At 60.9% G+C, this 10,178-nt stretch carries 11 protein-coding genes and 1 pseudogene; 5 read left to right on the forward strand and 7 right to left on the reverse strand.

What is annotated here, in order from left to right; translation table 11 throughout:
• Positions 1-36 precede the first annotated feature (36 nt).
• From ACIQ39_RS07605 to ACIQ39_RS07615, 3 genes are all read left to right on the forward strand, one after another.
• Complete coding sequence (locus ACIQ39_RS07605) at positions 37-492, forward strand: DUF2147 domain-containing protein (RefSeq protein WP_396434009.1); 456 nt, start codon at positions 37-39, stop codon at positions 490-492.
• 42 nt (positions 493-534) lie between these two features.
• Complete coding sequence (locus ACIQ39_RS07610; protein ID WP_396434010.1) at positions 535-1,299, forward strand: enoyl-CoA hydratase; 765 nt, start codon at positions 535-537, stop codon at positions 1,297-1,299.
• 388 nt (positions 1,300-1,687) lie between these two features.
• Positions 1,688-2,170, forward strand: coding sequence for a thioesterase family protein (locus ACIQ39_RS07615; RefSeq protein WP_396434011.1), 483 nt, complete (start codon positions 1,688-1,690; stop codon positions 2,168-2,170).
• Positions 2,171-2,185: 15 nt separating this feature from the next.
• Here the strand turns inward: ACIQ39_RS07615 and ACIQ39_RS07620 are convergent, their stop codons facing one another.
• Complete coding sequence (locus ACIQ39_RS07620; protein WP_396434012.1) at positions 2,186-2,596, reverse strand: acyl-CoA thioesterase; 411 nt, start codon at positions 2,594-2,596, stop codon at positions 2,186-2,188.
• A 50-nt stretch (positions 2,597-2,646) separates the two neighbouring features.
• On the opposite strand from ACIQ39_RS07620, the gene ACIQ39_RS07625 reads away from it, so the two are divergent.
• Positions 2,647-4,524, forward strand: coding sequence for an ABCB family ABC transporter ATP-binding protein/permease (locus ACIQ39_RS07625; RefSeq protein WP_396434013.1), 1,878 nt, complete (start codon positions 2,647-2,649; stop codon positions 4,522-4,524).
• 12 nt (positions 4,525-4,536) lie between these two features.
• On the opposite strand, the gene ACIQ39_RS07630 is transcribed toward ACIQ39_RS07625, so the two are convergent.
• The 6 genes from ACIQ39_RS07630 to ACIQ39_RS07655 form a co-directional block, all read right to left on the reverse strand.
• Positions 4,537-5,640, reverse strand: coding sequence for a 2Fe-2S iron-sulfur cluster-binding protein (locus tag ACIQ39_RS07630; protein WP_396434014.1), 1,104 nt, complete (start codon positions 5,638-5,640; stop codon positions 4,537-4,539).
• Positions 5,641-5,664: 24 nt separating this feature from the next.
• Positions 5,665-6,219 (reverse strand): 1,2-phenylacetyl-CoA epoxidase subunit PaaD, encoded by a 555-nt coding sequence (gene paaD / locus ACIQ39_RS07635; protein WP_396434021.1) that lies wholly within the window; start codon positions 6,217-6,219, stop codon positions 5,665-5,667.
• Positions 6,220-6,373: 154 nt separating this feature from the next.
• A complete protein-coding gene (paaC, locus tag ACIQ39_RS07640) occupies positions 6,374-7,186 on the reverse strand; it encodes a 1,2-phenylacetyl-CoA epoxidase subunit PaaC (RefSeq protein ID WP_396434015.1) in 813 nt (270 codons plus the stop codon).
• A 55-nt stretch (positions 7,187-7,241) separates the two neighbouring features.
• Positions 7,242-7,550 (reverse strand): 1,2-phenylacetyl-CoA epoxidase subunit PaaB, encoded by a 309-nt coding sequence (gene paaB, locus ACIQ39_RS07645; protein WP_396434016.1) that lies wholly within the window; start codon positions 7,548-7,550, stop codon positions 7,242-7,244.
• Complete coding sequence (gene paaA / locus ACIQ39_RS07650) at positions 7,547-8,578, reverse strand: 1,2-phenylacetyl-CoA epoxidase subunit PaaA (protein ID WP_396434017.1); 1,032 nt, start codon at positions 8,576-8,578, stop codon at positions 7,547-7,549. The genes paaB and paaA overlap by 4 nt, the downstream gene beginning before the upstream one ends.
• 402 nt (positions 8,579-8,980) lie before the next feature.
• Complete coding sequence (locus ACIQ39_RS07655) at positions 8,981-9,868, reverse strand: 23S rRNA (adenine(2030)-N(6))-methyltransferase RlmJ (protein WP_396434018.1); 888 nt, start codon at positions 9,866-9,868, stop codon at positions 8,981-8,983.
• Positions 9,869-10,065: 197 nt separating this feature from the next.
• Here ACIQ39_RS07655 and ACIQ39_RS07660 point away from each other — a divergent pair.
• Positions 10,066-10,178, forward strand: a pseudogene (locus ACIQ39_RS07660) (50S ribosomal protein L13); the annotation flags it as partial.

Genomic DNA, 10,178 nt, shown 5'->3' on the forward strand with positions numbered 1-10,178 from the left:
TCTCATCCCTGCAAACCACTCCGAAGGACTCACCCCATGATCAAAACCGTTTTAACCCTGACCATGACCCTGAGCTTGGGTCTGCTGAGCCTGACCGCTCACGCCCAAATGAGCCCGGTGGGCCTGTGGCGCAGCATCGACGATGCCACCCAACAGCCCAAAGCCGAAATCCGCATCAGCCTCAACCCCAACGGGGGCTTGTCGGGTGTGGTGGAGCGTTCTTTGGCCAGCACCCCCAGCCCCGAGCCCAACTGCACCCTGTGCACCGACGACCGCAAGGGTCAGCCCAAAATCGGCATGGAAATCATCCGGGGCGGTCAAGCAAGTGACGGCAAGGCGGTGTGGGAGGGTGGGAAAATCTTAGATCCTGAGAATGGCAAAAACTACAGCCTGCGATTGACCCTGATTGAAGGTGGCCAAAAACTCGAAGTCCGTGGTTTCATTGGGGCCCCCATTTTGGGCCGCACGCAAACCTGGATTCGGGTGCAGTGAGCCGCCTTCTTCCGCACAACACAACACAGCACAAGGACCGCCATGCCTGACATCTTGACCCACACCGACGCGGGGGTGATGACCATCACCTTCAACCGCTTGGACAAAAAGAACGCCATCACCTCGACCATGTACGCGGCTATGGCCGACGCGGTGGCGCAGGCCGGGGCTGACCCCAGCGTGCGCGTGGTGGTGTTTCAGGGGCATGAAAGCATCTTCAGCGCGGGCAATGACATTGGTGACTTTTTGAGCCAACCGCCCACCACGCAAGAGTCGCCGGTGTTCCGTTTCTTGCGCGGCATCGCCACCTTTGAAAAGCCCTTGTTGGCCGCTGTGGCCGGGCCTGCGGTGGGCATTGGCACCACCATGCTGTTCCATTGCGACTTGGTGTATGCCGGTGACAATGCGGCGTTTTCCATGCCTTTTGTCAACCTGGGCCTGTGCCCCGAAGCGGCGTCGAGCCTGCTGGTGCCGTGCATGTTTGGCTACCACCGCGCCGCCGAAGCCTTGCTCATGGGTGAGCCCTTCTTCGCCGAAGCCGCGCAAGAAGTCGGCCTGGTCAACCGGGTGGTGCCGCCTACCGAGGTGAACGATTACACCCAAGCGCAAGCGCGTAAATTGGCTGCCAAGCCATTGACCTCGCTGATCGCCACCAAGCGCCTGATGAAAGGCGCTGGCCAGCAAGAGGTCTTGCAAAAGATGGACGAAGAAGGCCAAAGCTTTGGCCGCATGCTGCGCGAACCCGCCGCCAAAGAAGCCTTTGGGGCTTTTATGGCAAAGCGCAAGCCGGACTTTTCCAAGCTCTAAAGTCTGCCCCCGTAGGAGCGGTCTCTGACCGCGAAGAACCCCAAAGCCTACCCCCGAAGGAGCGGTCTCTGACCGCGAAGAACCCCAAAGCCTACCCCCGAAGGATCGGTCTCTGACCGCGAAGGATGTACCAGCGAAGCCCATCGCGGTCAGAGACCGCTCCCACAGTGGGACCATGGGCGTTGGATTTGTAGGAGCGGTCTCTGACCGCGAAGAACCCCAAAGCCTGCCCCCGTAGGAGCGGTCTCTGACCGCGAAGAACTCGATCGCGGTCAGAGACCGCTTCTACAACGTTTGGTGAGGGTGATTTTTGCAAGCCCCAAATGCAATTGGGAACCTGTACAGCCGCTGATCACCCCGGTTGAGTGGCCATCGATAAAATCCTCAGATGACCCACCGCACCCTTGACCCCGTTGTCCTTGAACCCGAATACATCGAGGGTTTTCGCCAGATCTACGAAGAAAAAATCGTTTTCAATAAAACCTTGGGCCTGAAGCTGCTCAAGGTCACCCCTGAAGGTGTGGAGGCCCGCATCGACATGCGGCCCGAGTTGGTGGGTCACTTTGCCTACAACCGCATCCACGGCGGTGTCATCAGCGCGGTGCTCGACGCCATCGGCAGCGCTGCCGTGATGGCGGCGCTGGCAGCCAAACACATGGACGAGCCGCCCGCCAAGCGCTTGGAGCGCTTTGCCAAGCTGGGCACCATCGACTTGCGGGTCGACTATTTGCGCCCCGGCATCGGTGAGCACTTCACCATCACCGCCAAGGCCTTGCGCGTGGGCTCGCGTGTGGGCTCGTCGCGCATGGAGTTTTGCGGGCCCGACGGAAGCTTGATGTCCACAGGCGCTGCGGCTTACATCGTGTCCTGAGGGTCGCCAGAGGCTTCACTCGGCGGGCACCGGCCTGGGTTTGCCTTGGTCGTCCACCGCCACATAGGTCAGGTTCGCTTCGGTCACTTTGATGTACTGGCCTTGCAGCTGAAAGCGCTCGGCAAACACCTCGACCTTGACGGTGACCGAGGTGCGGCCCACGCGCACGATGCGCGAGAAAAACGACAAGATGTCGCCCACTTTGACCGGCTGTTTGAAGATGAACTCGTTCACCGCCACGGTCACCATGCGGCCGCGCACGCGCCGGGCGGGCAACACGGCTCCGGCCAAGTCGACCTGGGCCATGACCCAGCCACCAAAAATATCGCCGCTGGCATTGCAGTCAGCCGGCATGGGGATGACTTTGAGCACCAGCTCTTGGTCAGTGGGCAAAGACACGGTATCGGGGCGTTGGGGTTCAGACATGGGCACAATCGGTGGTCGTTGATGGTTTATGTTGAACTGGATTGTGTCTTATGCGCCCACACGGCGAAACCGCTGCCTCTGCTGCAGCCACCTCTGCTGCTTCTGCGGCATCTCCCTTGAACCAAGCCCCCCTGCCGGGTGCCCCTGTAAACGCTGCAGCTCAAACGCCGCCGGTCAGTGACTGGAAAACCCTGTCCCGTCTTTGGCCCTATTTGTGGCAATACAAATGGCGTGTGGTCATCGCGCTGAGCTTGATGGTCTGCGCCAAATTGGCCAACGTCAGCGTGCCTTTGCTGCTCAAGGAGTTGGTCGATGCCATGAGCCTCAAGCCCAGCGATCCACGGGCGGTGCTGGTGGTGCCGGTGGCGCTGCTGTTGGGTTACGGCGCTTTGCGTTTGCTGACCTCGGCATTCACCGAGTTGCGCGAACTGGTCTTTGCCAAAGCCACGCAAGGGGCCTCGCGCAGCATTGCCCTGCAAACCTTTGAGCACTTGCATGCATTGAGTTTGCGCTTTCACCTGGCGCGGCAAACCGGCGGCATGACGCGCGACATCGAGCGCGGTGTGCGCGGCATCGAGTCGCTGATTTCTTATTCGCTGTACAGCGTCATTCCCACCTTGTTCGAGGTGGGTTTGGTGTTGGCCATTTTGGCCGTCAAGTTTGACGCTTGGTTTGCGGGCATCACTTTGTTTGCGCTGGTGCTCTACATTGTCTTCACCGTTTATGTCACCGAGTGGCGCACCCAGTTTCGCAAACAGGCCAACGAGTTCGACTCGGCCGCGCACACGCGCGCCATCGACTCGCTGCTCAACTACGAAACCGTCAAATACTTTGGCAACGAGCGCTTTGAGGCTGGCCGCTATGACGAAAGTCTGGAGCGTTTGCGCGTGGCGCGCCTGAAGGCGCAAACCACCTTGTCGGTGCTCAACACGGGGCAGCAGCTGATCATTGCCATTGCCTTGGTGACCATGCTTTGGCGGGCCACCGAGGGTGTGGTGGCCGGGCGCATGACTTTGGGCGATTTGGTCATGGTCAATGCCTTCATGATCCAGCTTTATATTCCGCTCAATTTTTTGGGTGTGCTGTACCGCGAGATCAAACAAAGCCTGACCGACCTGGACAAGATGTTTGTGCTGATGGACCGCGAGCGTGAAGTGGCCGATCTGCCGGGCGCCCCGCCGCTGGCTTTGCAAGGCGCACCCGATGTGGTGTTTGACCGCGTGTCCTTTGCTTACGAGATGGACCGCCCCATCTTGCAGGACATCAGCTTCACCATCCCTGCGGGCAAGACGGTGGCCGTGGTCGGGCCTTCGGGTTCGGGCAAGTCCACACTGGCGCGTTTGATGTTTCGCTTTTACGATGTGCAGCATGGTTTTATTCGCATTGCAGGGCAGGACATTCGGCAGGTCACCCAGTCCAGCGTGCGCGGCGCGATGGGCATCGTGCCGCAAGACACGGTGCTGTTCAACGACAGCGTGGCCTACAACATCGCCTATGGTCGCCCGGGTGCCAGCCAAGACGAGATCGAGGGTGCAGCGCGTTCGGCCCGCATTCATGACTTCATCGCCTCCACCCCCAAGGGCTATGCGACATCGGTGGGCGAGCGCGGGCTCAAGCTCTCAGGGGGAGAAAAGCAGCGCGTGGCCATTGCCCGCACCTTGCTCAAAAACCCGCCGATTTTGGTGTTCGACGAAGCCACCTCGGCGCTCGACTCGGCCAACGAACGCGCGATCCAATCCGAGTTGGCCAATGTGGCGCAAAACAAGACCACGCTGGTGATTGCGCACCGTCTGTCCACGGTGGTCGATGCGCACGAGATTTTGGTGATGGACGCCGGTCAGATCATCGAGCGCGGCAGCCACGCCGAACTGCTCGCCAAGCAAGGCCGGTACGCCAGCATGTGGGCGCTGCAGCAGTCGAGCGAGTGAAACGAGAAAGCTTCAGCGTTCGTCGAAACTGATCACCACCCGATCGCTGGTGGGGCGGGCTTGGCAGGACAGGATGAAGCCTTGTTCAACTTCGGGCTTTTCGAGGGTGAAGTTTTTCTCCATCTCGGTTGTGCCTTGCATCACTTTGCAGCGGCAGGTGCAGCACACCCCGGCCTTGCACGAATAGGGCAAATCCAGGCCCAGTGACAAAGCGATGTCCAGGATCTTCTCGTTGCGGTTCATCGGCATGTTGTAAGGCTTGCCGTCCAGCACCACCGTCAGCTGCACTTCGCCCGTCTCGCGCGTGGCCGGGTGGCCCAGCACGGCTTTGGCGCGGACTTCGGGCGGCAGCGCATCGAGCGTGGGCGAGCTGAAGCGCTCGGTGTGGATGCGCTCGGCTTTCACACCCGCCGTGAGCAGGGCTTGTTCGGTGGCTTCGATCATGGCCTCGGGGCCGCAGACGAAGACCTCGTCCATGCTGCCCACCGGCAAAAACGCGTCGATGATGGCCTGCACTTTGGCCGCATCGATGCGGCCTTCGAGCAAGGGCACTTCTTGCGCTTGGCGCGACAGGATGTGGATCAGCGTCAGGCGGGCAGGGTAGCGGTCTTTCAGGTCTTGCAGGGCTTCGTTGAACATCACGCTGTCCATGCGGCGGTTGCCATAGACCAGGGTGAATTTGCTGTCCGGCTGCTCTTCGAGGGTGCTGGACAGGATCGACAGGATGGGCGTGATGCCCGAGCCCGCCGCAAAGCCCACACGGTGGATGGCGCGGGGCCGTCTCACCCCAAAGCGGCCGTCGGGCGGCATCACGCGCAGGCTGTCGCCCGCCTTGAGTTGGGTGGCGGCCCAGTTGGAAAAAATGCCACCTTCCACGGGGCGAATGCCCACCTCGAGCACACCCTGTTTTTGCAATTGGCTGCGGGCCGAGCTGATCGAGTAGCTGCGGCGCACGTCAGCGCCGTCGATGTCGGCGCGCAGGGTCAAGAACTGGCCGGGCTGGAAGTCAAAGCCGCTGCGCAGCTCGGGTGGCACATGCAGCGCAATCGCCACGGCACCGGCCGCCTCGGGGTGGATGCGGGCGATCTGGAGGTCATGAAATCGGGGTGCGGACATGGTGCTTCACGGCGGCAAGGCCGCTCAGTAAGGTTTGAAGTAATCGAAGGGCTCCATGCAGGCCAGGCACCGGTAAAGGGCTTTGCAGGCAGTCGAGCCAAAGTGGGAGGTTTCGGTGGTGTTGGCCGAGCCGCATTGCGGGCAGTGCACCACTTCGGGCTTGGCGCTGCGCGATGCAAACTGCACCACGTTGGCCGAGCCTGTTTTTTCGCTGGCGCAGGCGTGCGGCGGCGCAATGCCGTAGGCGCGCAGCTTGTCTTTGGCCGCTTCTGTCATCCAGTCGGTGGTCCAGGCCGGGGCCAGCTGAGTGACCACGCGGCCTTGCAGGCCGTTAGCCGCCAACAGGGCTTTCACATCGTCTTCGATCGCGCCCATGGCCGGGCAGCCGCTGTAGGTGGGCGTGATCACCACCTCCAGTCCCGCATCTCCCGAGCGCACGTCGCGCAAGATGCCCAGCTCGCGCAATGACACGACCGGAATTTCCGGGTCGGTCAAGCTGTCCAGCAGGGTCCAGGCGCGGGCCAGGTCTTGTTCGTCATCGCGAGGAGCGAAGCGAGGTGGCGATCCAGTGGGGTCCATGGACTGCTTCGCTTCGCTCGCAGTGACGGCGGTTGTGCTCGCAGTGACGGCGGTTGTGCTCGCAGTGACAGAGGGCGGGTTCGCGGCGACGGCGCTGAGGCTCGCCGTGGCTGAGCCGGTGCTCGCTGCCGCTTGGGCGGTCTTCATGCTGGGCTTACCAAGTGGCTTGCGGGTGCGCCCGGGCCAGGCTTTGCATTTCGGCCAGCACAAAACCCAGGTGCTCGGCGTGGATGCCTTGTTTGCCCGTAGGCACAAAGCCGCCATCGGCTGGGCGCTGCAAGGTGGCCTCTTGCAGCGCCGTGTTCACGATCTGGTTCCAGTCGTTTTGCAAAGCGGCCATGTCGGTGCCTGTGCCATTGGTCAATGCCGCTGCTTCGTGCGCGCTGGGGCTCCAAAACTCTTGGGTGTAGGGCAGCCATTGGTCGAGCGCCGCTTGCGCTTTGGTGTGGGACTCGTCGGTGCCATCACCCAAGCGCACCAGCCAATCGCGCGAGTGGCGCAGGTGGTAGCGCACCTCTTTGAGTGACTTGGCGGCAATCGCGGCCAGTTGCGTGTCTTGCGAGCTTTGCAACTGGTCCCACACCAGCACCATCAGGCTGCTGTACAAAAAGTTGCGCACGATGGTGCTGGCAAAGTCGCGGTCGCCCGCAGACGTGGCCGCCATCAATGGCGTGTGTGGCAATTCGCACAGGGTGTAGTTTTTGAAGTCGGGCACGTCGCGGAAATACGCCAGCGTGTCTTCGGTCGCGCCGCCACCTTGCAGCGCGGCCGCGTGTTGGTAGAGCATGCGGGCTTGGCCAATCAGGTCCAGGCTGTTGTTGGACAGCGCGATGTCTTCTTCGAGGATGGGGCCGTGGCCACACCATTCGGCATTGCGCTGCCCGAGGATCAGCGCGTTATCGGCCAGGTGCAAAAGGTAGTCGACTGGCGCGTTGTGCGTTGAGGGTTGAGAGTTGAGCGTGTTCATATTGGACGGGTCGTGTGCTTGACGCTCAACGCCGATCGCTGAACGCCGAATGCCTTCACATGTGTCCCACTTCGTCGGGGATTTGGTAAAAAGTTGGGTGCCGGTACACCTTGTCGCTGGCCGGGTCGAAGAACTCACTCTTGTCATTGGGCTCGCTGGCCGAAATGCTGGCCGAGGGCACGACCCAGATGCTCACGCCTTCTTGGCGGCGGGTGTAGACATCGCGTGCCATTTGCAGCGCGTGCTCCGAATCCGATGCGTGCAGGCTGCCGCAGTGCTTGTGTTCCAGGCCTTGTTTGCTGCGCACGAACACTTCCCACAGGGGCCATTCTTTGAGTGCGGCGGTGTTGGCAGTGGTGTTCATGCGGCCTCCTTCATTTGGCGCGCTTGTTGTTTGCGGGCGTGGGCCAGGGCAGCTTCGCGCACCCAAGCGCCGTCGTTCCAGGCCTTGACGCGGGCACCCAAGCGTTCCTTGTTGCAAGGTCCGTTGCCGTTCACCGTGGCCCAGAACTCGTCCCAGTCGATGGCACCAAAGTCGTGGGCCTGGCGGGCCTCGTTCCATTTCAAATCGGGGTCGGGCAAGTTCACGCCCAGCACCTTGGCTTGAGGCACGGTGGCGTCCACAAATTTTTGGCGCAGGTCGTCGTTGCTGATGCGCTTGATGCCCCAGCGCATGCCCTGCGCGCTGTTGGGGCTGTCGGCGTCGGGTGGGCCGAACATGGCCAGGCACTTCCACCACCAGCGGTTGACGGCGTCTTGCACCATGGCTTTTTGCTCGGCCGTGCCTTGCATCATGACCAAGAGCGCTTCATAGCCTTGGCGTTGGTGGAAGGATTCTTCTTTGCACACACGCACCATGGCACGCGCATAGGGGCCATACGAGCAGCGGCACAGGGGCACCTGGTTCATGATGGCCGCGCCATCAACCAGCCAGCCGACCACACCCACATCGGCCCAGTTGAGCGTGGGGTAGTTGAAGATGGAGCTGTATTTGGCTTTGCCACTGTGCAGCGCATCCAGCATTTGGTCGCGGCTGGTGCCCAGGGTCTCGGCGGCGCTGTACAGGTAAAGACCGTGGCCGCCTTCGTCTTGCACCTTGGCGATCAAGATGGCTTTGCGTTTCAGGCTGGGCGCACGGCTGATCCAGTTGGCCTCAGGCAGCATGCCCACGATTTCGCTGTTGGCGTGCTGGCTGATTTGGCGCACCAAGGTTTTGCGGTAAGCCTCAGGCATCCATTCGCGCGGCTCGATGCGGCCGTCGGCGTCGATGCGCGCGTCAAATGCCGCCTGCAGGGCAGCATCTTGCGCACTCAGGGCTTTGGGCACGGCCTTCAGGTTGGCCGACTTGACGTCCTCGGTGCTGTCCGGGACGCTGAAAGATTGCGTGTACATGGCGGGTCTCCTGCGCCAAACAGGATGGAATGATCTTGGCGCGGTTGCCAGTATACCCATTAACCGACCGTGCGGTCGGTTAACTTGATGCGGTGGGTGTTTTGCGTTGTGGGTTGTGGGTTGTGGGTTGTGGGTTGTGGGTTGTGGGTTGAGCGTTGGGCGTTGGGCGTTGGGCGTTGGGCGTTGTGGGTTATGGGTTTTGGGTTGAGCGTTGAGCGTTGGGCGGAAGAGACATTGGTGCTGCACACGCTTACCTTGCTCAAAGCCAACCGCCAACCGCCAAGCGCCAAGCGCCAAGCGCCAAGCGCCAAGCGCCAAGCGCCAAGCGCCAAGCGCCAACCGCTAAACGCCAACCGCCAACCGCTAAACGCCCAACGCTAAACGCCCAACTCAGAACACCCCTCAAGACGATTCAACCGCCCAGTTTTTGCCTGACCCACGCGCCAAAGCCGGGCCCACCATGTCCAGCGCTTGGCGAATCTGGTCCTTGAGGGTGAAGGGTGGGTTGATGACAAACATGCCGCTGGCCACCAAGCCGCCCTCATCGCCCTCGCCTCGGCCAATCGCCAAAGTGGCGTTGAGCCAAGGCTTTTGCGATTGGTTGGACAGGGTGCGCAGGCGTTTGGGCAAGTCGTGCGCTTCAGGCCTTGGAATGATGGGGTACCAAACCAGGTAAGTGCCGGTTGAAAAGCGTTTGAGGTATTCCTGAATGACGCTGGCCACCTTGCTGTAGTCCGATTTGATCTCGTAGCTGGGGTCGATCAAGACCATGGCCCGTTTGGAGCCTGTGGCCGAGGGCGGGGGCGGCAAGATCTTTTTGAGCGCCTCAAAGCCGTCTTCGCGGCTGACGGTGACTGTCCTACCGGCTTCCAGTTGCGCGATGTTGGCGGTCAAGGATTTGCTGTCCGTGGGGTGCAACTCAAACAAACGCAAACGGTCACGCGAGGCGTGGCGCATCAACTTGTGCATCAAAAACGGCGAGCCGGGGTAAATCTTGGCTTGCCCGTTGGGGTTGAAGCTGGCAATTTGCTCGAGGTAGTCTTGGACGGGGTCGGGCAAGGCATCGAGCTTTTCGGCAGCTGCCAGAAGTTTGAACAAGCCGTCTTCGGCTTCGCCGCCTTTTTGCGAGTAATCGCCGTCCAAACGGTACAAGCCCGCACCAGCATGGGTGTCAATCAGGGTGATGCCGGCCTCTTTTTGCATGAGGTGGCGCAGGGTGGCGAGCAAGGTGATGTGTTTGAGCACATCGGCATGGTTGCCCGCATGAAAAGCGTGTCGGTAACTGAACATGCTTGGATGGTAACCAATTACTTCTGCAAGCCCTTGATTTTTCGTATAATAGTGGGCTTCGCAGCGATTTTGTGGCCCCGCGACGAAGACGCTTGATCCTGTAAAGGCTCTGGCAATCTCCCACCTAAGAGGTTCCCAACAGAGGAACACCGACCGTGGAAAAGGGCCCGACAAACCTTTCTTTTAAGAGAAAACTCATGACAACAACTTTCAGCGCTAAACCCGCTGAGGTCGTGCACGAGTGGTTTGTGATTGACGCGACCAACAAGGTCCTCGGACGAGTAGCCAGCGAAGTTGCTCTCCGTTTGCG

Source organism: Limnohabitans sp. (genome assembly GCF_044361645.1).
Classification (GTDB): Bacteria; Pseudomonadota; Gammaproteobacteria; order Burkholderiales; family Burkholderiaceae_C; genus Limnohabitans_A.

Bases quoted from the DNA above. Each gene is read 5' to 3' on its own strand.
- ACIQ39_RS07625 (WP_396434013.1), top strand. From the start codon at position 2,647: ATGCGCCCACACGGCGAAACCGCTGCCTCTGCTGCAGCCACCTCTGCT.
- paaC (WP_396434015.1), bottom strand. From the start codon at position 7,186: ATGAACACGCTCAACTCTCAACCCTCAACGCACAACGCGCCAGTCGAC.
- ACIQ39_RS07605 (WP_396434009.1), top strand. From the start codon at position 37: ATGATCAAAACCGTTTTAACCCTGACCATGACCCTGAGCTTGGGTCTG.
- paaB (WP_396434016.1), bottom strand. From the start codon at position 7,550: ATGAACACCACTGCCAACACCGCCGCACTCAAAGAATGGCCCCTGTGG.
- ACIQ39_RS07620 (WP_396434012.1), bottom strand. From the start codon at position 2,596: ATGTCTGAACCCCAACGCCCCGATACCGTGTCTTTGCCCACTGACCAA.
- ACIQ39_RS07615 (WP_396434011.1), top strand. From the start codon at position 1,688: ATGACCCACCGCACCCTTGACCCCGTTGTCCTTGAACCCGAATACATC.
- ACIQ39_RS07610 (WP_396434010.1), top strand. From the start codon at position 535: ATGCCTGACATCTTGACCCACACCGACGCGGGGGTGATGACCATCACC.
- ACIQ39_RS07655 (WP_396434018.1), bottom strand. From the start codon at position 9,868: ATGTTCAGTTACCGACACGCTTTTCATGCGGGCAACCATGCCGATGTG.
- ACIQ39_RS07630 (WP_396434014.1), bottom strand. From the start codon at position 5,640: ATGTCCGCACCCCGATTTCATGACCTCCAGATCGCCCGCATCCACCCC.
- paaA (WP_396434017.1), bottom strand. From the start codon at position 8,578: ATGTACACGCAATCTTTCAGCGTCCCGGACAGCACCGAGGACGTCAAG.
- paaD (WP_396434021.1), bottom strand. From the start codon at position 6,219: ATGGACCCCACTGGATCGCCACCTCGCTTCGCTCCTCGCGATGACGAA.